The following is a 23,214-nucleotide window of genomic DNA, read 5'->3' as shown; positions in this document are numbered from 1 at the left end:
TATTTTAAACATTACCATAACATAAAAATGAAAATATACAATGAATTTACGCTTTATAAATCTATAACAAAAAAAAGACGACCGAAGTCGTCTTTTTTAGTATTCTATTATTGATTGCCACCAAGTTGTGCTAATTGTTCAGCTGCACCACTGTTTGCAATAATTTCTGCACCTTGTCCAACTGGAGTATTCAATGGAACACCTGTCAATTGTTCAAGAGCTGCAATGCTAATATTGTAATTATAAAGAGCTTGTACATAGTTATTACGAGCATCTGTTAATTTAGTTTCCGCATCGAGTACATCAAGGTTTGTACCAACACCAGCACGATAGCGAAGTGTAGCAATACGGAAGCTTTCTTGACCTTGAGCAACTGCAGTTTGAGTGCTTTGGATTGTTTGCTCTGCAGAACGCAAATTCAAGTATGCTTTTTGTACTGCTAATAATACAGCATCAACAGTAGCTAAATTAGCCTCTTTCGCTTGTTCAAGTTGTGCATTTGCTTTTTTAATAGCATTTTGTGTTGCACCGCCATCCCATAAGCTCCAAGATGCAGTAGCACCTACACTCCAGGATTTTGTACTTGTTCCAAAGTAACCATCTGGATCGGCATAACCACGACCAGCTTTTACAGCTATAGTTGGCAAGTAGCCAGATTTAGCAGATTTTACAGCCTCTTCTGCAGATTTTACATCGAGAGCAGATTTTACAAGGGCAGAACGGTGAAGCAAAGCATATGCTTTAGCTTGTTCCAACGTAATATTGTAAGGTTTATATTGTAAGTCATGTTCTGCTGTATTAATAGCTGTTTGTGCAGGATATGCAATGACTTGATTCAAGCTAGCCTCTGCTAAATTTGCAGAATTTTGCGCTTTTACAAGATTTGTTTCAGAATCAGCAAGATTTGTTTTAGCAGCCAATACATCAGAACTTGCTACCAAACCAACATTATATTGAGCTTGCACATTTGTTACATGACCTTGGTAATCTTTAACAGCTTGTTGAGCCACATCAACAAGATTACGGTTCATGATCAATGTATAGTAGCCACTAATAGCATCATATTTTGCTTGTTGCAATGCTTCTTCATAGCTAGCGCCAGTGCCTTCACGAGTATAACGTGCAGAATCAATACTTGCATCGAGTTGAGGATTAAATACAGGAGCACTAATGGAGAAGTTATGACTACCAGATTTACCACGGCCAGTGTCACCGCCTGTTTTTTGAGCAGACCAACCATAGCTTACACTAGGGTTCTTGCCTGCTGCTACTTGACTCACTGCAGATTTAGCAGCTTCATAGCCCCATTTAGTTTGTTTTGCTGTACGGTTATTCGCCAACGCCAACTCTATGGTACGAGTCTCATCGAGGTCCAATTTGCTCTCATATGTTTTACTATCTTGAACAGATTTTTCGGCTAATTGCTTTTGTGTTAATTGAATCGCTTCTTTTTGATATTTGCTTAATTGGTCTCCATTATTAACGGAAGTTGTAACTACATCAGCAGCCATTGCACCTGTAGTAGCTAAGGAGAGCATTACACCTAAGGATAAAACCTTTTTATTCATAATATGTACCTCCATACTCACCTAAAGTGAATGTATTAGTCTTTAAAATACTTGTTTGATACCAAAGTAGGTACCACCATTCGTGGAACCGAACGGTCTGGTCATTTGAATAACCCCATAAGTATCTTTATGTAAACGTATATCACTACGAATACGATATTTGCGATTGTTAAGGTCATATACCGCTGCGGATAATGAAACTGGACCACGTAAATTATAGTCAACGCCAAGTCCTAATTCACTTTCAAAAATACCGCCCCGTACTAGCCATTTAGAGCTAATGAATCGACCTGCATTTAAATCGAATTTAGTGCCATCGCCGATATTGGAAAGGCCAAGCTCAGCCATACCTTTATCATTATAAGCACGAACGCGACCATTGATGCGGAATTCATCATCTGTAGTGTTATATAACAAATCTACAGAAGGCTCAACTTTAGTAGATGACTTTTTTTCAACATTATTTCCATCTACTACATTTCCACTTGCATCAGTTTGATAGGCTTTACCCCCCATCAATTTGTTGATGCGAGCTGAAATTTGTGCCGTATTATGTAATGTTTCCTTAATATTTTCCTGTGCTTTAGGATCTGTTACAGTAGACTCCATAGAACGAGCCATATTATCTACACGATCCGTAGTTTGTTTTAAGTTAGTCAAAATAGCACGCATATCATTGCCTGCGTTACCATCTGCATTAAATTGTTGAGCAGCTTGATTTAGCTGTGCCGTTACATCAGCCATATTTTGTGTAATCGCTACAGCATTATCAGCCATCGTTGCCGTAGATTGCAAGGAATACTTAAGTGCATTTTGCGTTGCTGGATCACCAATAATATTATTAATAGATTGCAACATTTTTTCGGTGCCATCCATTAGTTTTTGAGCGCTTTGCATCGCTTTATCCATAGCGTCTGCACCTTCGCCCTTAACAGTGTCACCATCTTGTAAAAATACCTTAGATTGGCCTGGTGAAATTTGAATAAACTTATCACCTAAAAAACCATCTGATCCCAATGTGAACGTAGAGTCACTTGGAATTTGTGTTTTTTCATCAAGCTTCATTTTTACTACTACACCATGTGGTGTAATCTCTATATCAGAGACATTACCGATGGCCACACCTGAGTATTTAACTTGATTGCCATTTTTTAGGCCATTAACTTGAGCAAAATCACCGGTAATCGTCATTTGCGGTTTAGCCCATATATCAATGCGGCCTACAAACAGTATGCCCGCAATAAATAATGCTATACCTATTATCGTGAAAGCCCCTACCTTGGCCTCCGTTGTCCACTTCATTATACATCTCCCATCGCAGATACATTAATTGGTTCTGCTTCACCATGAATAAACTGTTGTACCTTTTTATTTGTAGAATTCTTAAAGTCTATTGTATCAGAAATTTCCACAAATTTCCCCTTATCAAGTAAGGCTATGCGATCAGCTACATAAAATGCAGATTGCATATCATGCGTTACTACAATAGAGGTACAACCAAGCCGTTGTTGCATTCCCTTAATGAGCATACTAATCGTACCGGATGTAATAGGATCCAAACCGGATGAAGGTTCATCATAGAGAATTAAGCTTGGATCTAGCGCTATGGCGCGAGCTAAACTAACGCGCTTTTTCATACCGCCAGACAATTCGTTAGGCATATAGGATTCATACCCTTTCAAACCGACCCAATCTAGTCGCTCTGCTACAATGCGTCGTATCTCATCATCCCCCAAGTCCGTATGCTGACGCAAACCAAAGGCCACGTTTTCGCCTACCGACATAGAATCAAACAGAGCAGAGTATTGGAATACCATCCCCATTTTTCTTCGTACTGTATTAAATTCATCTTCAGATAATGTTGTAATATCTGTGCCATCTACAATAATCTGTCCCGATGTAGGGCGCTGTAAGCCAATTAATAATCGAAGCAAGGTACTTTTACCACTGCCACTACCACCTAATATGACTAACGTCTCCCCATCATCAATGGTGAGATTAATGGAGTCTAAAATCACACGTGACTCATAGGCAACTACAACATCGCGTAGTTCTATCATAAATCCCTCTAGTGTATCTACTAATATAACAAGGTAGATAAAAAGTAATTTAATACAAATACTAAAATAATACTAGTCACAACAGAACTAGTTGTGGAGAAGCCTACAGCTTCTGCGCCCATTTTAGTTTCCATTCCTTTATAGGCCCCTACCAATGCAATAACAGCACCAAATACACTGGACTTAATTAGTCCAAGTGTAAAGTCTGAAATGGTGGAGAACATTTGAATAGAATCTAAATAGGTACTTGGTGCTAACCCTTTGATAGCGGTAGCTACAAAGTAACCGCCCGCAATCCCAATCACAACACCATAAAATGCCAAAATTGGCACCATAATCATACATGCCACTACACGAGGTACCACAAGATAACCTATAGGGTCGACAGCCATAACACGAAGCGCATCGATTTGTTCGGTTACCTTCATTGTACCAATCTCAGCCGTGATAGCAGCGCCAACACGGCCAGCTAATACTACCCCTACCAAGATGGGACCTAATTCACGTCCCATAGCAACAGCCATAAGACCACCTACAGTGCTTTGTGCACCATATGTAATCAATACATCTGTAATCTGTAAGGTCATAACCGCACCAGCAAATAGTAATGTTAAACTAATAATCGGCAATGAATCTACACCTAGGTGAGCCATCTGCTGAAATACATGCCACAGGTTAATCATTTTCAGTTGTCTTATTGTTTGCCACACTAATAATGTAGCACTACCCATCTGTGATAGGCCGTTCATTACAGCACGTCCTATCGATTCTAGCCAATTCAACAGTTTAGCCCTTTCCCCTTACATTTTCAGCTTATTCAGCTGCATTAGTATCATTTACTTTAGATTCATCCTTTTTATCAGGTGTTTTTTGGTCTTGTTTATCAGACTTTTTCACATCTTGTTTATCAGACTTTTTCACATCTTTTTTACTGGATTTATCCTTTTTGGATTGGTCTTCCAATTCTAATTTATGTTCCATCTTGCTTTGATTTTTAACTTCTTTTACGCGTTTAGCTAATGCTTTATCGCGATCGGCTGGTTTCATAACATGAATTGTAAATTGACCATCACCTTGAACGATGTATTCCGTATCAATAGCAGTTTTTTCTATTTGATTATCATCGTCCTTACTAGAACTCAAATCTTCTTGACCTGTTTTTTTCTTTACATCCCCTGGCATAGGTTTTGATTCCACATCTTTAAGTTTAGCTTTTTTAACAGATTGGGAACCATCTTCATCAACAAGACTAATGCCATCTTCTAAAAACTCTACAACGATTTGATTATTTGTATCAGTCTTTTGAATTTCATCATAAAGTTCATTAAAATCTTTATGAACTTTTAAGCGACGTAAAATTTCATCAGTTAAATTATATTTTTGCTTTTCTAATACATAAGGTAATGGGATTTCACCGCCCCCACGCACCTCTAAGGTATACTTGCCAACAGCTTGATCCTCAGGAACCTTAAAGAAGATTTGTTTAACGACCTTCTCACCGCGGAACGGCTCCAACGTTACATCTACAACGATTGTATCACCAGGGGAAACAATGGTTGAAGATGCAGAGGCATCAACAAGCTTAGCTGTTTTCTTATCTTGTGTCACCTCAGTTTCTACAGAGATGTCAGAAATTTCATAATTAATGAATCGGTTATTCATAAGAACGTCGATAACATTATAGAACTCATCAACAGCCTTCTCAGAGATAGAGTCAGAGCTATAGAACATATTAGTTCGCGTCAACGGTTTATGCTCTTTACCTCTTGGTGTAATCGTATAAGAAATGGTAGCCGTACCGGCGCCACTACGATCCAACGTTTTATTCAACATGTTATATAGAGATGTAGCCGCTAAAGTCGGTGTCATCTCACTATCTTCAATAACCTTAACAGAGCTAGTTTTATCACGCCCCATATCAAGGTCTTTCAAATGGAATCGCATAGGGATCCCTGGAGAAATCACACCAGAAACACCTGCAATACCAGCACCTCTATCTTCAGTTACAGAGCCAACTTCCTTGCCCATAGAGCCCAATTTGAAAGCAGCATCATAACTTTTAACTACTGTAAAGATGCTTGCATTATGCATGAAGTAGTTTGAGGAGCCATGTTTTAAGAATGGATGACCAAAGGCAACAATCTTTTCCCCATCTACATAGGTAACAGTACCAATGGCCCCCAGTTTTAGGTCACCATCAACTAGTAATGCTGCTACAGAACCACCGGCTTCTAGAGGTTTAGCAATTTCATCACCACTAGCACTAGCCGTATCATATGTTTCATATTTATATTGTGGCAACTTGGATTTGAAGTAATCCATGGATGCTGCATCAAAGCCATAAGCCATAAGTGGCGTGCCAAGAGGGATCAATTGTTTATCATCCCATGGTTTGGATAAGTTCTTCTCATATGGAATATTCCATAATTTCACCATATCCTCGATAGGGGTAATCATCCCAATCGTACCATCTGCAAAGCCCCAGCCATAAGCAACAGCACCAACGAGCTTACCATTTATATATACAGGACTACCACTCATGCCATGAGCGATGCCGCCTGTTTTTTCCATAACAGGACCAGAGAACTTCGCTAAAATAAGATGACCAGATGGTCCCTTATCCTTCATGACACCAAGTACCTTTACATCAAAGGTAGAAATGGTATCTCCTACAATTACAGTTTTTGCAATGCCTTCCATACCTGTAGTTACATCATTGACAGGCATGAAATCAACAGCCTGTGCAGCTGTAAGTGAAGTACAGAAGAAAAGCGCCAGTATCGCTTTTCTATACCGACGCCAAGAATGAGAAAACTTCATTCCTTCTCTCCTTTATTTACTTTCTACTGTGACAACGATTTGATCACGAGAAACGTCTGAGCCCACTGTAACATTAACCGCCGTTACAGTACCAGTTACAGTAGATTTAGCAGCAGCCATAGGGCCAGCCAATGTCTCTACAGTTACCAATGTTTGACCTTCTGTTACAGCAGAGCCAACAGAAACTGTAGAAGCAACTTTACCTGTTAATACACTTTGGTATGATACAGGGGCCGCCATTACAGAGCTAACACTTAAAATGCCTAAAGCAGCTAATGCCAACACTACTCTTTTCATAACGATCCCTCCTTTTACAAAATTAGTTATGTATTTATAGTATACTAAATTATTACTAATATTTCAAACAAAATTGTATGCAACGAATTCATTTTATAATTACAATATCCTCATAGGTCGTAGGATTTGAAGTCGCTTTATGAACGTATGTATCATTGACTACTAAATCAACACTACCTTGATTCGATAATTCAGCACCATCCACGACGCCTAATTTGGATAATAGTTGAGCCCCTTCTTGTTGTGTAACCCCTACGGATTGAAGCCCAGCTTTATCAACAGTAAGAACCACCAAATTATGATCTTTAGTAGTTCCTATAAAACTACGAGCTTTATTATGGGTCCCATCAGCACCAACATAGTTACCATTTTTCAAAACCATAGTACCTGCTTGTAAAGCTGCTCCACCAGTGGTATTCACTTGTGCCAACTCCGGTCTATTTTGAATCGTAATCGGTGTGCCCACCTTTAATTTACGTAACGCATCCCTAGATTCTCCATGACCAGATAATACGTATTGGTTTTCTCCAATTTTAGAATTCCCTTTTTGACCACTAACCACCTTGCCATTAGCAACAGTCACTTCGTATCCAAAGTCATTAGTCTTTGTAGATGCCCCATACGCTGATGTATATAGAGTCAAAGCATTTTCTTTACGACTTGTATTAACAGAGGTAATCAGGAATGTATCCTTCTGTGTTTTAGCCTGTAGTAAAGGTCTTTTTTCTTCAATAAAATATCCACGATTTGGTGTATATCGCAAGGTGCCACGGTTAGAAATACGCTCTAAATCAATAGTTCCATCACTTGCTACCGAATAAGGGCGATCAAAACTACTACCTTTTACCTTTGCGCCAATTATAGCAGTATGCGATTGAACTACAGATGATAAGGGTTTACCTTCCGAAACATGAGCGACCACCATAGATGAATCATTGTCCACAGATAATGCAAAGGCTTGGATTTTTCCTTCTGCTACAGTGTTATTAATCTTGCTATACGTAACAGATTTATTTACATCCTTTGTTGTTTGTTGAGCATAGCTAGAAAACAAATCAACTACAATACGCGATGGCTTCTCCAATGTAAATTCATGATGTTGTACATCCTTGTTAGCCGTCAATGTTACTTGCAAAGATCCATTAACAGGTTGTAAGCCAATGCCTTTTAAAACACCTGTTTTTGTATTATTTTGCGCTATAGGACCCGTCAATCCATTTGTAGTACCACCAAGGTTAAGTGTAAGGGCATGTGTGGACTCATTATAAGACTTAGTCCAAGATACAGGCATTTCAGATACATCCAATACAATTCGACTTGTGCCTTCATGATTAGATACACGTACGCCTGTTAAATTCCCAGCCTCAGCATAAGGTATGGTACTGCCTAGAAAACCTAAAACAGCAAAAGTCATATATAAATATCGTTTCATATACAATTCCTCTATAGCGACAAACCATATTAATAAGGTTTATTTTTATACATCAATTTTATGCAATATACTTTTACTATAGTATACATCATAAAGATGAAAATTACAAAAAGAGGGCACTAAAAAACGAAGTTACTATCTACAGTTATTCCAATCATCAATGGCCTAACTATAAATAGCAACTTCGTCAATTTACATAGTATGTCAATACAATATTTTATTGTAATTCATCCAAGGTATCACGCAATTGTGACATTTCATCAAGAGCTTTAGCAACCCCTTTGATAACAGCATATCGTGGAGACTCTACCAAATACGATGCAATACCTACAGAACGTGTAATAACACGATCTAACCCATCGATGAGAGCACCGCCACCGGTAAGAATGATGCCGTGATCATTAATAGCCGCTACAAGTTCTGGTGGCGTTTTTTCTAAAATAGATTTAATTCCTTCTAGAATATTCATCACTTGCGCCTCTAAGGCACGTTGAATTTCTAAGGAATTAACAGCAACCATCTTAGGTAGTCCAGAGCTTGCATCACGCCCTCTAACCTCTATAGTTCGCTCCTTAGCACGACGATCTACAGTCCCGACAGAAATCTTAATCTTTTCTGCTGTTAAAGGTCCAATAACAAGTCTCTTCTTACGACGGATGTAACGGATAATAGATTCATTGAAGGAATCTCCCCCAATGCGAAGGGATTCACTTACAACAACACCCGTATCACAAAGAACTGCAATATCCGTAGTACCGCCACCAACATCGACAACCATGGCCCCAACTTGGTCTGCATCATTGAGACCTGTCCCCATAGCTGCCGCCAATGGTTCCTCTATCAAGACAGTCTTCTTGGCCCCAGTTCTAAGCAAAGCTTCTAAAATGGCCCGTTTTTCAACAGGTGTAATCCCAGATGGTACACATACGATAATACGCGTTTTCATCAATCTAGAAGCAGGCACGACTGAACGAATAAAATACTTTAACATAAATTCGGTCATATCATAATCTGCAATAACACCTGCTTGAACAGGGCGAATAACAGATATGCCTTTAGGTGTACGTCCTATCATAGTACGTGCAGCTTCGCCTAAGGCAAGAATATCCCCTGTTTTATCATCTTTCGCAATATAAGCTGGCTCATCTAAGACTAAGCCCTTACCTTTAGCGAAAATAAGAATATTCGCAGTTCCTAAGTCGATGCCCAAGTCAAAGTTTAATGAACGATTTAATCGTCCCATTAAATCGCCCACCTGCTCAGGACGAACTAGGCGCTTCAAGGTCATAGCTGGTGTAGTTTTTGCAATAGCTACAGTCTCACGATTACGACGTTCCACACGGCGCATCTTCGTGACTCTAACCATGGCTTCACGCATATTGGAAGCTAAATGGCTAGCTTGCTTTGCTACGCCCTCAGAAAGCTTTGTGGACTTGCGTTTTGTCCTACGCAATGGCTTTCGATTAGTGCTAGTTTTAGCATTTTCAACCTTAGCAGCACCTAAGTTTTGTTGCTCGTTGTATAAAGCCGGCCCTTTTGAGCGCCGGCTTCGTTTCTTTTTATTCTGTTTTGGCTCTGTACTTTTATTCGTCAACCCGAACAATATCAGCACCTAACCTTTGCAATTTACCTACGAAATCATCATAACCACGATCGATATGATGTAAACGACCAACTTCTGTTCTACCTTCTGCAGTCAACGCAGCACAAACAAGAGCCGCACCTGCACGCAAGTCTGTAGCATTAACTACAGCACCATGTAAGCGTGGCATACCTTCTACAATCGCTTGACGATTGTCGATATCGATATGAGCACCCATTTTGCGAAGTTCAGCAACATGCATAAAGCGGTTTTCAAATACAGTCTCTGTTACTGTACTTGTGCCTTCAGCGATTGTAGTAAGCGCCATAAATTGAGCTTGCATATCTGTTGGGAAGCCTGGGTATGGTAACGTTTTGATATCAACAGCTTTGATACCTTTACCAGTACTGATAACGCGAATGCCATCAATTTCTTCCTCTACAGTAACGCCAGCTTCTTTTAATTTAGCTACTACTGGTTTTAAATGTTCAGGCAATGCATTTTCTACAAATACGTCACCACCAGCCATAGCAGCTGCAATCAAGTATGTACCAGCTTCGATACGGTCAGGAATAACCGTATGAATTGCACCATGTAATTGAGGCACACCTTCAATGCGAATTACATTAGTACCAGCACCGCGGATATTAGCGCCCATTGCATTTAAGAATGTCGCTAAATCAACGATTTCAGGTTCTTCCGCAGCATTTTCGATAACAGTTTTACCTTCCGCCATAGAAGCGGCCATAATTACATTTTCTGTAGCCCCTACACTTGGGAAATCCAAGTAGATTTGAGTGCCTTTAAGGCCTTCTGGAGCATGTGCATATACATAATCTTCAGTAATTTCAATTTTAGCACCTAACGCTTCGAAAGCTTTTAGGTGAAGATCAATAGGACGTGCACCAATAGCACAACCACCTGGCATGGAGATTTTAGCCTCCCCTTTACGCGCCAAAAGTGGACCCATTACAAGGAAAGATGCACGCATTTTGCGTACAAGCTCATAAGGAGCTTCCGTAGCAGTCAATGTAGATGCATCGAAGATAATTTCATCATCTGCTTTATTACGAGTAATTTTAACCCCCAAAGACTCGATAACTTGGCAAATTGTACCTACATCTTCCAAATTTGGAATTTCAAGTAATTTACTAGGCGTTGATGCTAGCAAAGTACCGGCAATAATAGGGAGTACCGCATTTTTAGCGCTACTAACACGTACACGGCCTTCCAACCGGTTGCCACCTTGAATGATTAGCTTTTCCAACAGAATTCCTCCTACACTTTTATATCGATCATCTTGTATGAACTACAAGACGTTGTATTTATAACGTCATATACTAAATGTTATTATACTATTTTTCGATATATCTCATCAAGAGAATGTGAGAAAATACTGAGAAAAAAAGCCCCTCAATTTGAGGGGCTTAATTCTTATTTTGCTTTTAAGGATTTTAGCTTTTCATCCATATGTACTGTGTCTAAGAAACGAACAGTACCAGTTTTAGAACGCATTACGATAGTATGTGTACGCGCACCACCTGGGAAGTATTGAATAGCATTCAATAAGTTACCGCGAGTAATAGCAGTAGCCGCAAAGATAACATCATCTGTACGAACGAGATCATCCAATGTAAGCACTTGATTTACATCGGTAATACCCATTTCATGACAACGACGAATTTCTTCTTCTGTTTCTGGTTTCAAGCGGGCTTGCATATCGCCACCTACGCATTTCAAAGCAGCTGCAGCCAATACGCCTTCTGGTGCACCACCAGTACCAACAACCATGTGTACCCCAGAACCTTCAATACAACATTCCATAGCTGGGTTAACATCACCATCAGAAATTAACATAATACGTGCACCAAGATCACGCGCTTCTTTCATCAAGCCATGATGACGTTCACGATCAAGCATAACAAGTGTAATTTCATCGACATTGCGATTCATTTTTGCCGCTACATTTTTGATATTTTCAGTTAAAGATTTAGTAATATCGATAGCACCTGCACCACGAGGACCAACGCAAAGTTTTTCCATGTACATATCTGGTGCATGTAACAAGCCACCTTTTTCAGCAATAGCCATAACTGCAATCGCACCATTTTGGCCTTTTGCAATCAAGTTTGTGCCTTCAATTGGGTCAACTGCGATATCTACTTCTGGGCCACCAGCACCTACATGTTCACCAATGTAAAGCATAGGCGCTTCATCAATTTCGCCTTCGCCGATAACTACTGTACCAGAAATACGAACAGAGTCAAATGCTTGACGCATTGCATCTACAGCAAGACCATCCGCTGCATCCTTTTGACCGCGACCAAGTAAACGACCACTGCGTAAAGCAGCCGCTTCAACGACACGAGCAAATTCCAAAGATAATGTACGATCCATAATAGGCCTCCTTATAAGTCCTGTGTGTATTGTAATATGACTCTTACATTGAGCCGAATACTTAACTTATTGATTAGCTTGTTTCCAATCTGCCATAAATTTTTCAAGCCCTGCATCCGTCAATGGATGTTTCATAGCTTGCATAAGTACTTTGAATGGCACTGTTGCAATATGAGCACCAGCTTTAGCACATTGAATGATATGCAATGGCGTTCTCACACTAGCTGCAATAATTTCAGTTTCAATGCCATGAATAGCAAATATATCTGCAATATCTTGAATCAATGTAAGACCGTCCATGCTGATATCATCAATACGACCCACAAATGGGCTCACATATGTAGCGCCAGCACGAGCTGCTAACAAGGCTTGATTGGCAGAGAAGATTAACGTTACATTAGTTTTAATACCTTCTTTGCTCAAAACCGCAACAGCTTTAAGACCTTCTGGAGTCATAGGCACTTTAATAACTACATTGGAGCCTAATTTTACAAGCTCATGAGCTTCAGCGATCATGCCTTTTACATCAGAAGCAATAACCTCTGCACTTACAGGACCGTCTACAAGATTTGCAATTTCAGAAATAACTTGTTTTAAATCGCGTTTAGCTTTCACGATAAGGGATGGGTTAGTAGTAACACCATCGATAAAGCCAAAAGCATACGCTTCTTTAATCTCATCAAATTCTGCGGTATCAATAAAGAACTTCATCAAATGCCCCCTCTTATTTCGCTGCCTTGATTACTTCTACGCCGCCCATGTAAGGTACAAGCACCTTAGGAATCACAACAGAACCATCAGCTTGTTGATAATTTTCCAAGATAGCTGCTACTGTACGGCCTACAGCAAGACCAGAGCCATTTAATGTATGAAGGAATTCTGGTTTACCTTTAGGTCCACGACGGAATTTAATATTTGCACGACGAGCTTGGAAATCAGTCATATTGGAGCAAGAGGAGATTTCTCTGTACTTACCTTGAGCTGGCATCCATACCTCTACGTCATATGTTTTAGCAGAACCAAAGCCAATATCACCTGTACAAAGTGTAATGACACGGAATGGTAATTCCAATAAACGCAATACTTCTTCTGCATTATCAGTTAACTTTTCTAATTCTGCGTAAGAATCTTCAGGCTTAGCTAATTTAACCATTTCAACTTTGTTGAATTGATGTTGACGGATAAGACCACGTGTATCACGACCTGCAGAACCAGCTTCAGCACGGAAGCACGCTGTAAATGCAGTATAGTATTTTGGCAATTCCTCTTCGCTCAAGATTTCACCGCTATGATAATTAGTCAATGTAACCTCTGCTGTAGGGATCAAGAAGTATTCAGTATCCTCTACATGGTACATATCTTCAGCAAACTTAGGCAATTGGCCAGTACCTGTCAATGTCTCACGAGTTACCATATATGGAGTCATCATTTCAGTGTAGCCTTGTTTATCTACATGAAGATCAACCATGAAGTTAATAAGAGCACGTTCCAAACGAGCACCTAAACCTTTATATACTGTGAAACGAGCACCACTCATTTTACCAGCGCGATTGAAATCAAGAATATCAAGATTTTCACCTAAATCCCAATGAGCTTGTACATCAAAGTCAAATTGACGTGGTTCGCCCCATTTACGTTGTTCCACATTTTCATCTTCATCAGCACCAACAGGAACAGATGCATCGCACATATTTGGCAACATCAAAGCCGCATCACGTAATTTAGCTTCTACGTCGCGGATACGATTATCAAGCTCTGCAATATCATCGCCTACTTTTTTCATTTCTGCGATTTTATCATCCGCATTTTCTTTATTGCGTTTTAATTGGCTAATTTCTTCAGTTACGGAATTACGAAGAGCTTTTAACTCCTCTACTTTACCAATCAACTGACGACGTTCATCATAAGCGGATACAAAGGTTTCTAAATCGCCATTCGTGTGACGATTATCTAAGTTTTGTTGCACTAAATCAATATTTTCACGGACAAATTTCAAGTCTAACATACTATAAACCTCATCTTCCAACTATGCTACGAACAATATATTCAATACGTTTAAGTATACCATATATTGGTGTATTTATCATTAAATTATAAGCTATCTACTAGATTTCTAATTAATTTTTATGCTATTCATCATCATCTTCTTCTAGTAAATAATCTTTAGCCATCCATTTTCGGGTACCTGTGAAAGAAATGGTTACCCATTTTTCCGTTGGGTTCCCTCCGATTTCTTGGTCAATTTCATTGCGAATTGCATCGATTTCAGCAATCGTTTGATATGGGAAGTTCTTGCGAACTAAAATATCAATTTCAATAATTCGAGTATTCCCATATACTTGTACACTAGAAACGTAATCTTTGAAATTGTACTTTTCCATAAAGCGATCCATAATTTCTTGCACTTCATTATGTAATGAAGTTGGTGCCCATCCCAATACTTGTTTTACGGATGGGATAATAATGCGGAACGCGGATGGTATCATTTGTACGGCCAATACAATGAGAACAATCGGGTCAATATAAGCGGCCCAATCAGCATATTCAGTTCCTTCTAACATAATAGCCACTACAAAGCTGATTAAGATAGCTGCTTCCAGTAAAGCATCAACATACCAACTCACATTATCAAATTTAATTAAATTAGACTGTAAGCTTTTATTAATCCGTCGTACATATAAGTAATAGATTGTGTCAGCGACGGTGAAGAAGATGGCATAATAAATAGCTGGTCCAAAATCTACATGGCGGCCACCCGATATAAGATCTGTAATGCCACTAGATAGAGCGTAAATTACAATTAGTAATATAAAGAAGCCTTCTACGGCAAGTACCAAAGGTTCGAACTGCCAATAGCCAAATTGAAAGCGCTTACTCGTTTCACGGGCTATTAACTTGGCCGTCATGAGCATCATGATTTTAATTACAACATCGACAAAGGAAAATACCCCATCTAATAAGACCGCGCTAGATCCTGTAACAATCCCCATTATAGTGCCACTTACTGCTACAAGGGCCATTAATCCTACGGATTGCATAAGTAACTTCTGTTCTATAGAGCGCCTTGCCCCTAATATATCCATCAAGTACCCCACTTTCTTAATTTATATATCTTTTTATTATACACCACGGGCATTGAAGCGCAACACGAGGTCAAAATAAAACAGGTAGCTTGCATGATATACAAACTACCTGTACTGGCTATTATTTAAATTTTGTTCCTCTTTTTAGCGTTATCAGAACTGAAATATCAACCTTGGGGATTAGGTAATACGCGGCCCGCTACATAGCGCTCAACGATATGTCGATCATCACCAACATATAACCAACGCTCTAATCGCTCCTCTAAGGTGCGCTCATTTGGGTCAAATAGTGATGTATCATCAATAATAAGAGCATCTAGTTCACAACCTTTTTCAAAGCTCCCCACCTTACCAAAGAACTTGCCTCCACCCTTCGTAGCCATGTAGAAAGCTTCACTTAATGTGAGAGGCGCATAATTTGAATCTACTTCCACCCATTTCATTTTAGATAATCCAATGGCTTCTGTAAGAACCTTTGCCATTGATACAATATGACCACCAGATATATCAGAGCCTAAACCAATTGGTATATTCCGTTTCATTAGCTTGCGAATTGGTGCAATGCCACTTGATAGGTTTACATTTGAAAATGGACAATGAGATACCATAGTTTGTGTTTCTGCCATACGATCCATTTCTACGTCACTTAAATGAATGCAATGAGCCATTACCGTTGGCGTCCGCCCCATCAATTTATGTTCATAATACACATCTGTATAATTTGGTGACTCAGGATGTAATGCTGCTACCCAATCAATTTCACCGTGATTTTCAGATAAATGGGATTGAACTGGGACCTTGTACTCTTCTGATAATGTACCAAGGCCATCCATTAACTCGCTCGTGCAAGATGGTACAAAACGAGGGGTAATAATAGGTTTTACCAATGGACCAAATTGAGCCGATGCCTCTAACCAGTCTTTCGTATCCGCTAAAGATTGACTTGTTTCTTCAATCAAGAAATTTGGGCTATTGCGGTCCATATTGACCTTGCCTACATAGGCAGATAATCCAGCTTTTTGTAAAAGTTCCATCAACACTAATGTGCTCTCTTTATGGATAGTGCCAAACAGTATACTTCTAGTAGTCCCATTGCGCCATAAGTCTTGTACAAAGGCGCCATATACTAGCCGTGCATAATCTAGATCACTAAACTTTGCCTCTTCAGGAAATGTATAGGTTTCTAACCAAGGTAAGAGTTCTTTATCCATCCCAAGGCCACGATTACAATACTGTGGAGCATGTGCATGTGTATCTACAAATCCTGGAATAATGAGATTATCACCATAATCAGTAACCTCACAATCTGCATAGGCTGGTGGAATACTTTCACCACAATATACAACTACACCATCTACGGCAATAATATAGCCATGTTGAATGGATATAAATTCTGAAGGACGCGGTGTATATAAGATATTTCCTTTTAAAATAACTGTCGAATTCATATAACCTCCTCGCGTAATTAGAGCCCTAAAATGCTAAGCTCATATAACACGCTAGTTTTTTCTTTAATAGACTATGCTATATGATTCATAGTATATGCTATTTAAATAGCAAAGTGAATGATGAACGCCACAGTCATGATGTACATAATAGGATGAATTTCACGACGACGGCCAGTTGTCAGTTTAATCAATGTATAAGAAATTTTAGTAAATTCCTACAGTCCTTGTATAAAATCGTATAAATTTACATTTTATATTCTTTTTTCAATACATAACCATATGCTTGTTTATAGCCATTTGATTGTTCAGTAATGTATACACCTTGTATTTCTGGAGCAAAGCCAGGTAGTTGATTAATGCCTTCCTCTAAAGCCAAGAAATAGTCACAAGCAGTCTTAGACCAACGTTCTCCTGGTTGCACACACAATACACCAGGTGGGTACGGAAGAGCGCCCTCAAGAGCAATACGCCCTTCTGCTTCGCGTAGCGGCACTAATTCTCCCTTGTTACGTTGAAACTCAAAATTTGCCTCTTGTGGATTCATGACATAGTCTGGGAAATATTCACGAGAAAATAGCCGTTGTTGTAAGAGGCTTACATTTCTAGACTTATAAAAATCATGCATTTCTTGACATAGCTGACGAATACTATAACCTTTATATTTCTCTATATGACTATAGTAAATAGATGGCAACACTTCTTTCATCGGTGCATCTCGGTCTATGAGATTTTCAAAGCGAACGAGTTCCTCCACGAGTGCATCCATCTTATGCTTAGATTCTGCTGGTGTCATAAGAAATAAAATCGTATTTAAATCACATTTTTCAGGAATGATTCGATTTTCCCTTAAGTAGTTAGCAAGAATATTAGCAGGAATACCAAACGCTTCATATTCTCCGGTCTCTACGTTAATTCCTGGTGTAATCAGTTGGAACTTACAAGGATCAATAAAATACTGACCCTTGCCATAGCCTTTAAATGAATGCCACTTCGCTTCTGGTTCAAAGGCAAAGTAATTTACATCTTCTGCCATAACTCGTGTATTTCCGTCTTCCCATTTTTTGCCATGCACTATCGGTGGTACTAACGGACGGAGATATTTGCATTGCTTCAATACGGCTTTACGAGCATCAATAGCAACTTCAACACAGTCACGCCACAGTTTTTGTCCCAACTCACCTTCATGGATTTTAGCATTTACATCGAGAGAGGCAAATAAGGGGTAAAATGGCGAGGTTGACGCGTGCATCATAAAGGAGTTGTTAAAACGTTTATGATCTACATAACGGTCTTGCCCCTTTATATGACTATCCTTCTTATGAATTTGAGAGGTTTGAGAAAAACCAGCTTGTTGCTTATGTACTGACTGGGTTACTAAAATCCCAGGATCATTGGGCCCTAACTCTAATAATAGGGGACTACAATCTTTCATCATAGGAATAAACTGTTCATATCCAACCCATGCAGAGTCAAAGAAAATATAGTCACAAAGATGTCCTATTTTATCTACTACTTGACGAGCATTATAAATCGTACCATCATAGGTGCCTAATTGAATGACTGCTAGCCGAATAGGACGTTTAGCTCGAGCCTTTTCAGGGAATTTTTCTGCAATCAAAGATCGAATATAACTTTCATCAAAACAATGATCTAAAATACCGCCAATGGAGCCAAATGGATTGCGCGCCGTCTCAAGATATATAGGGGTAGCGCCAGACATAACAAGACCACCATGGCAGATAGATTTATGATTATTACGATCATATAAAATAATATCGCCCGGTGTTAAAAGAGCATTAAGTACTACCTTATTCGCTGAAGATGTACCATTTAATACAAAATAGGTCTTGTCAGCATTATAGACTTTCGCAGCATGCGCTTGCGCATCATAAGCATAACCTTCATGAATTAAAAGATCTCCTAATTTTACATCTGCATTACAAAGGTCTGCTCTAAATATATTCTCCCCAAAGAAATTGTAGAAGGCGCGACCTGTAGGATGTTTATAGAAGAACTGACCACCTTGATGGCCTGGACAATCGAACTGTGAATTTCGTTCTCCCACATAATCGGATAAAGCACTGAAAAATGGTGGTAAAATAGAGGATTCATAATTTACAACTAATTTTTCAATCTCTAATTTGCAGTAGTCCAAACTTGTAGATGAAAACTCTATAATGGATGCTATGTGCTCCTTATATAAAGATAAATCGCTAGTTTCATCAAATCTTAGGACAATAACAGGTATACCAAAGGTATGAATTTGATTATTATTGATAAGCTCTAAATCACAATCACCAATGACAACGGCACCAACATCTATAAAATCTGTATCACAGACAGGAACACATATACGACCCTCTATAGAGCTAATTTGGGATTGTACGGAATCAGATAAAGCAACCTTTAAATGTTTCACAGCCTCCTCCTTTCATAACTACGTATTATTCATATACTACATCAACATATATAGAATAAAATAGGCTCCCTACTCAAAGAATAGGGAGCCTTTTAGTTTTAGATTATTCAGCTGCTTCTTCTTCAGCTTCAATATGCTTAGGAGCTTCTGGTTTCATCAATGGGAACAACAATACATCGCGGATGGATGCAGAGTCTGTTAAGAACATAACAAGACGGTCGATACCAACACCTAAACCAGCTGTTGGAGGTAAACCGTATTCAAGAGCTGTAACGAAGTCTTCATCCATACGGTGAGCTTCATCATCGCCAGCTTCACGTTCTTTCAATTGATCCAAGAAACGTTGTTTTTGATCGATTGGGTCATTTAACTCGGAGAAGCCATTTGCCAATTCACGGCCATAAATGAATGCTTCAAAACGTTCTGTAGCCAATGGGTTTTCACGACTTGCTTTAGCAAGTGGAGAAATTTCTTTTGGATGACCATATACGATAGTTGGTTGAATCAAGTTTTCTTCTACATAATCTTCGAAGCAAAGATTTAAGATTTTACCAATACCATCATTTTCTGTGTATTCTACATTTAAGCGATCTGCAATAGCACGAGCTTCTTCTACAGTTGTGACTGCATCAAAGTCTTCGCCAGTGTATTTTTTTACACCTTCCGCCATTGTGATACGATTCCAAGGTGGAGTCAAATTGATTTCAGTACCTTGGTATGTAATTTCTTGTGTACCGAGAACTTCTTGAGCACAGTAAGATACAAGGTTTTCTGTTAAACGAATTGCATCTTCTACATCGCCATAAGCTTGGTAGGATTCAATAGTAGTGAATTCTGGATTATGACGGTTGTCGATACCTTCGTTACGGAAGCAACGGTTCATTTCGAATACGCGGTCCATACCACCAACGATTAAGCGTTTGAGGTACAATTCTGGTGCAATACGCATGTAAATATCGATATCAAGCGCATTGTGATGAGTAATGAATGGACGAGCCGCAGCACCACCAGGGATAGCATGCATCATTGGTGTTTCTACTTCCATAAAGCCATCACGCATCATATATTCGCGAATTTTTGCAACGATTTGGGAGCGTTTTACAAATGTATCACGCACTTCAGGATTTACAATTAAATCAACATAACGTTGACGGTAACGAAGTTCTGTATCCTTTAAACCATGCCATTTTTCTGGTAATGGACGTAAAGATTTGGATAACAAAGTTAATTTGTTAACTTTAATTGTAACTTCCCCTGTATGAGTTTTAAATACGTGACCTTCAACACCGATAATATCACCGATATCAAGCATTTTTACGTATTTATAAGCATCTTCACCCAATACATCTTTGCGGAAATATACTTGAATATCGCCGGATTTATCACGCATATTCGCAAATGCTGTTTTACCATGGGAACGGATTGTCATCAAACGGCCTGCAATAACTACAGGTTGACCGTCGTATTTCAAGAAGAAGTCATCTTTAATGTCTTTTGCATTATCTTTTACAACAAAACGTTGACCAAATGGATAGATACCATCCGCTTCGTATTCAGCCAATTTGTCGCGGCGAATTTGCATTTGCTCATTCAGCTCTTCTTGTACATTTTTAATTTCTTCACTCATGTTATCGCCTCTTCGTCAGTAAATGTAAATTATTGGATTGCTAACACTTTGAATGTAACAGGACCATCTGGTGTGGAAACTTCTACTTCATCACCTTTACGTTTGCCCAAAATAGCTTTACCTACAGGAGATTCGTTAGAGATACGATTGTTAAATGGATCCGCTTCAGAGGAACCAACGATAACATATTCTAATTCATCATTGTACATTGTATCTAATACAGTTACTTTGCTACCTACGGATACAACATCACCTTTTACGGATTCGTCGATGATTTTCGCAGTGTTAATTTTATTTTCAAGCTCTACAATATGACCTTCGATGAAAGCTTGTTCATTTTTTGCATCATCATATTCAGAGTTTTCACTGATATCGCCATATTCAATAGCAGTCTTAATACGTTCAGACACTTCAATACGACGTACAGATTTATAATACGTTAATTCTTCTTCTAATTTCTTTAAACCTTCGGCGGTAAGTAATGTTTCTTTTACGTCTGCCATGGGTACCCCACTCTTTCTACATATAAATAAAATAAGAAAAAAGTGCCATAGTAAGATGACACCTTATCTTTTATTTCTAAATTATCTCAACCATTATATAAAAATACTGTACATTTGTCAATCTGACTACATTTCAGACAGTATTTTACGATATGATTCTAGCTCATTGTGAAAGCTTGTTACGGTATGAATTGTATTCACACGATTGCGCCAATATGCAGATTCAGGGAGTCCCTTCATATACCAGCCTGCATGAGTTCGTATTTCCTTAACAGCCATACTCTCCCCCTTATATTGACACAATAGATCAAAATGCTTTAACAACATATCGAGACGTTCAATATCAGTTGGCGCCGGTAACACTTCACCAGTCTCTAAATAATGGTGAATGCGACCGAAGATCCAAGGATTACCCTGTGCACCACGACCTACCATTACAGCATCACACCCCGTTTCATCGAGCATGCGCTTCGCGTCCTCTGGCTCCACGATATCCCCATTGCCAATTACAGGCACGGATACTGCCTCTTTTACGGCCTTAATATAGGACCAGTCCGCATGACCACTGTACATTTGTTCCTTTGTACGGCCATGTACAGCAATAGCTGCGACCCCCGTGGATTCGATGCGCTTTGCAAAGTCTACTACATTGATAGATTCACTATCCCAACCAATGCGCATTTTCACCGTTACAGGTACATCGACAGCCTTAACTGCCGCTTCTGCTACGCGTGCCGCCAAATCAGGATTCTTCATAAGTGCAGAGCCATCCCCTGAGGAAACAACTTTTTTAACAGGACAACCCATATTGATATCTACAATATCTGCCCCCGCATCAGCTACAACCTTTGCTCCGATGGCAATCGCCTCTGGATTAGAACCGAAGATTTGCATAGAAACAGGCCGTTCCACATCTTCAAGGCGCAACAATTCATGGGTGCGTTCATTTTTATATTTAATGCCCATAGCGCTTACCATTTCGGTACATACCAAGGCGGCGCCATGCTCTTTAGCAAGTAAACGATAGGCAATGTCGCTAACCCCAGCCATTGGCGCTAATATGGCTTGTCCATCAATTTTGACGGATCCTATTTGCCATTGTTTATTGTTCATATAATTCTATATCCCCTAACAAAAAGGGTACAGCATAAGCTGTACCCAAATGTACACTACTTCGTTACATATACGTAACTATATTATAGTAGCATTATTTATTTCTTTCGTAAATAAGACGTAAGCCTTCTAATGTAAGCATAGGCTCTACATGGTCAATGCAGTCTGTAGCGCTGCTGATAAGCTGTGCTAAACCGCCTGTAGCCACTACAGTTACTTGACCGCCCATTTCAGCTTTCATACGAGATACGAGACCTTCTACTTGGCCTACGTAGCCATAGAACATACCAGATTGCATAGAAGATACGGTGTTGCGACAAATCACTTGACCAGGATCTCTTACATCGATACGTGGTAATTTAGCTGCTCGTTGGAATAAAGCCTCCGCAGAAATTGTAACGCCTGGAGTAATTACACCGCCCATATAATCGCCATTACCTTGAACCGCACAATAGGTTGTAGCCGTACCAAAGTCGATAATGATTAAATCACCTTTATATTGTTCATGTGCAGCCACAGCATTTACGATACGGTCAGCCCCTACTTCACGAGGATTATCATACTTAATAGCAATACCAGTCTTAGTACCAGGTCCAACAATGAGAGGATTTACATTAAAATAACGTAAACATACCCGTTCTAATGTAGGCATCAACGGTGGCACAACTGAGGAAATGATAATATCCTTAATATCTTTCACATTAACCTTGCAATCGTGGAAGAATAAGTTCATCATCAACATGCCATATTCATCGGTGGTCCGAACGCGATCCGTGGAAATACGCCAGTGACCTACAAGCTCTGTCTTGTCGTATACACCGAGAACAATATTGGTGTTCCCCACATCAATTACTAATAACATGAA

19 protein-coding genes are annotated in these 23,214 nt (G+C 39.3%); all 19 read right to left on the bottom strand.

Annotation, left to right across the window (positions count from 1 at the left end):
* Nucleotides 1–107: 107 nt before the first annotated feature.
* Entirely contained in the window at nucleotides 108–1,568 is a 1,461-nt protein-coding gene (locus tag ACSV5T_RS07745) for a TolC family protein (RefSeq protein ID WP_438320720.1), read from the bottom strand.
* Nucleotides 1,569–1,610: 42 nt separating this feature from the next.
* Entirely contained in the window at nucleotides 1,611–2,870 is a 1,260-nt protein-coding gene (locus tag ACSV5T_RS07740) for an MlaD family protein (protein WP_438320719.1), read from the bottom strand.
* Nucleotides 2,870–3,628: an ABC transporter ATP-binding protein gene (locus tag ACSV5T_RS07735; RefSeq protein WP_295781359.1), complete on the bottom strand. Its 759-nt coding sequence runs from the start codon at nucleotides 3,626–3,628 to the stop codon at nucleotides 2,870–2,872. The genes ACSV5T_RS07740 and ACSV5T_RS07735 overlap by 1 nt, the downstream gene beginning before the upstream one ends.
* A gap of 20 nt (nucleotides 3,629–3,648) precedes the next feature.
* On the bottom strand, nucleotides 3,649–4,410 hold the full coding sequence (locus ACSV5T_RS07730) for an MlaE family ABC transporter permease (protein ID WP_295204836.1): 762 nt from the start codon (nucleotides 4,408–4,410) through the stop codon (nucleotides 3,649–3,651).
* A 31-nt stretch (nucleotides 4,411–4,441) separates the two neighbouring features.
* Nucleotides 4,442–6,448: a SpoIVB peptidase S55 domain-containing protein gene (locus ACSV5T_RS07725; RefSeq protein WP_005387254.1), complete on the bottom strand. Its 2,007-nt coding sequence runs from the start codon at nucleotides 6,446–6,448 to the stop codon at nucleotides 4,442–4,444.
* 12 nt (nucleotides 6,449–6,460) lie between these two features.
* Nucleotides 6,461–6,745, bottom strand: coding sequence for a biotin/lipoyl-containing protein (locus ACSV5T_RS07720; protein WP_005387253.1), 285 nt, complete (start codon nucleotides 6,743–6,745; stop codon nucleotides 6,461–6,463).
* A gap of 88 nt (nucleotides 6,746–6,833) precedes the next feature.
* Entirely contained in the window at nucleotides 6,834–8,177 is a 1,344-nt protein-coding gene (locus tag ACSV5T_RS07715; RefSeq protein WP_295823815.1) for a phosphodiester glycosidase family protein, read from the bottom strand.
* 217 nt (nucleotides 8,178–8,394) lie between these two features.
* Nucleotides 8,395–9,780: a rod shape-determining protein gene (locus tag ACSV5T_RS07710; protein WP_227720993.1), complete on the bottom strand. Its 1,386-nt coding sequence runs from the start codon at nucleotides 9,778–9,780 to the stop codon at nucleotides 8,395–8,397.
* Nucleotides 9,761–11,026 carry a UDP-N-acetylglucosamine 1-carboxyvinyltransferase gene (murA, locus tag ACSV5T_RS07705; RefSeq protein ID WP_105086170.1) on the bottom strand — a complete coding sequence of 422 codons (1,266 nt, stop codon included), beginning with the start codon at nucleotides 11,024–11,026 and terminating at the stop codon, nucleotides 9,761–9,763. The genes ACSV5T_RS07710 and murA overlap by 20 nt, the downstream gene beginning before the upstream one ends.
* 167 nt (nucleotides 11,027–11,193) lie before the next feature.
* Nucleotides 11,194–12,156, bottom strand: a complete 963-nt coding sequence (glpX, locus tag ACSV5T_RS07700) for a class II fructose-bisphosphatase (RefSeq protein ID WP_005387249.1) — start codon at nucleotides 12,154–12,156, stop codon at nucleotides 11,194–11,196.
* 66 nt (nucleotides 12,157–12,222) lie between these two features.
* The gene (gene fsa / locus ACSV5T_RS07695; RefSeq protein ID WP_438320717.1) at nucleotides 12,223–12,867 is read right to left on the bottom strand and encodes a fructose-6-phosphate aldolase; all 645 of its coding nucleotides are present in this window, start codon (nucleotides 12,865–12,867) and stop codon (nucleotides 12,223–12,225) included.
* Between the two features lie 13 nt (nucleotides 12,868–12,880).
* Nucleotides 12,881–14,161 carry a serine--tRNA ligase gene (gene serS / locus ACSV5T_RS07690; RefSeq protein ID WP_438320715.1) on the bottom strand — a complete coding sequence of 427 codons (1,281 nt, stop codon included), beginning with the start codon at nucleotides 14,159–14,161 and terminating at the stop codon, nucleotides 12,881–12,883.
* A gap of 124 nt (nucleotides 14,162–14,285) precedes the next feature.
* Nucleotides 14,286–15,239, bottom strand: coding sequence for a cation diffusion facilitator family transporter (locus ACSV5T_RS07685; RefSeq protein ID WP_119206308.1), 954 nt, complete (start codon nucleotides 15,237–15,239; stop codon nucleotides 14,286–14,288).
* 167 nt (nucleotides 15,240–15,406) lie between these two features.
* Nucleotides 15,407–16,687 (bottom strand): guanine deaminase, encoded by a 1,281-nt coding sequence (gene guaD / locus ACSV5T_RS07680; RefSeq protein ID WP_295823807.1) that lies wholly within the window; start codon nucleotides 16,685–16,687, stop codon nucleotides 15,407–15,409.
* A gap of 244 nt (nucleotides 16,688–16,931) precedes the next feature.
* Nucleotides 16,932–19,106, bottom strand: coding sequence for an ornithine decarboxylase (speC, locus tag ACSV5T_RS07675; RefSeq protein WP_438320714.1), 2,175 nt, complete (start codon nucleotides 19,104–19,106; stop codon nucleotides 16,932–16,934).
* 103 nt (nucleotides 19,107–19,209) lie between these two features.
* Nucleotides 19,210–20,733 carry a lysine--tRNA ligase gene (gene lysS / locus ACSV5T_RS07670; RefSeq protein ID WP_295204856.1) on the bottom strand — a complete coding sequence of 508 codons (1,524 nt, stop codon included), beginning with the start codon at nucleotides 20,731–20,733 and terminating at the stop codon, nucleotides 19,210–19,212.
* 29 nt (nucleotides 20,734–20,762) lie between these two features.
* Nucleotides 20,763–21,236 carry a transcription elongation factor GreA gene (greA, locus tag ACSV5T_RS07665; RefSeq protein WP_105086162.1) on the bottom strand — a complete coding sequence of 158 codons (474 nt, stop codon included), beginning with the start codon at nucleotides 21,234–21,236 and terminating at the stop codon, nucleotides 20,763–20,765.
* Between the two features lie 126 nt (nucleotides 21,237–21,362).
* Entirely contained in the window at nucleotides 21,363–22,349 is a 987-nt protein-coding gene (dusB, locus tag ACSV5T_RS07660; RefSeq protein ID WP_325192399.1) for a tRNA dihydrouridine synthase DusB, read from the bottom strand.
* A 94-nt stretch (nucleotides 22,350–22,443) separates the two neighbouring features.
* Complete coding sequence (locus tag ACSV5T_RS07655) at nucleotides 22,444–23,211, bottom strand: type III pantothenate kinase (protein ID WP_438320712.1); 768 nt, start codon at nucleotides 23,209–23,211, stop codon at nucleotides 22,444–22,446.
* Nucleotides 23,212–23,214 lie beyond the last annotated feature (3 nt).

It is taken from the genome of Veillonella sp. ZSJB6 (genome assembly GCF_051549505.1).
Classification (GTDB): Bacteria; Bacillota; Negativicutes; order Veillonellales; family Veillonellaceae; genus Veillonella.
Note: the sequence above shows the minus strand (reverse complement) of the source record. Positions and strands in the feature narration are given on the sequence as shown.

Bases quoted from the DNA above. Each gene is read 5' to 3' on its own strand.
- serS (WP_438320715.1), bottom strand. From the start codon at position 14,161: ATGTTAGACTTGAAATTTGTCCGTGAAAATATTGATTTAGTGCAACAA.
- ACSV5T_RS07720 (WP_005387253.1), bottom strand. From the start codon at position 6,745: ATGAAAAGAGTAGTGTTGGCATTAGCTGCTTTAGGCATTTTAAGTGTT.
- dusB (WP_325192399.1), bottom strand. From the start codon at position 22,349: ATGAACAATAAACAATGGCAAATAGGATCCGTCAAAATTGATGGACAA.
- glpX (WP_005387249.1), bottom strand. From the start codon at position 12,156: ATGGATCGTACATTATCTTTGGAATTTGCTCGTGTCGTTGAAGCGGCT.
- ACSV5T_RS07685 (WP_119206308.1), bottom strand. From the start codon at position 15,239: ATGGATATATTAGGGGCAAGGCGCTCTATAGAACAGAAGTTACTTATG.
- ACSV5T_RS07745 (WP_438320720.1), bottom strand. From the start codon at position 1,568: ATGAATAAAAAGGTTTTATCCTTAGGTGTAATGCTCTCCTTAGCTACT.
- ACSV5T_RS07715 (WP_295823815.1), bottom strand. From the start codon at position 8,177: ATGAAACGATATTTATATATGACTTTTGCTGTTTTAGGTTTTCTAGGC.
- ACSV5T_RS07725 (WP_005387254.1), bottom strand. From the start codon at position 6,448: ATGAAGTTTTCTCATTCTTGGCGTCGGTATAGAAAAGCGATACTGGCG.
- ACSV5T_RS07655 (WP_438320712.1), bottom strand. From the start codon at position 23,211: ATGTTATTAGTAATTGATGTGGGGAACACCAATATTGTTCTCGGTGTA.
- ACSV5T_RS07735 (WP_295781359.1), bottom strand. From the start codon at position 3,628: ATGATAGAACTACGCGATGTTGTAGTTGCCTATGAGTCACGTGTGATT.
- ACSV5T_RS07740 (WP_438320719.1), bottom strand. From the start codon at position 2,870: ATGAAGTGGACAACGGAGGCCAAGGTAGGGGCTTTCACGATAATAGGT.
- fsa (WP_438320717.1), bottom strand. From the start codon at position 12,867: ATGAAGTTCTTTATTGATACCGCAGAATTTGATGAGATTAAAGAAGCG.
- greA (WP_105086162.1), bottom strand. From the start codon at position 21,236: ATGGCAGACGTAAAAGAAACATTACTTACCGCCGAAGGTTTAAAGAAA.
- guaD (WP_295823807.1), bottom strand. From the start codon at position 16,687: ATGAATTCGACAGTTATTTTAAAAGGAAATATCTTATATACACCGCGT.
- lysS (WP_295204856.1), bottom strand. From the start codon at position 20,733: ATGAGTGAAGAAATTAAAAATGTACAAGAAGAGCTGAATGAGCAAATG.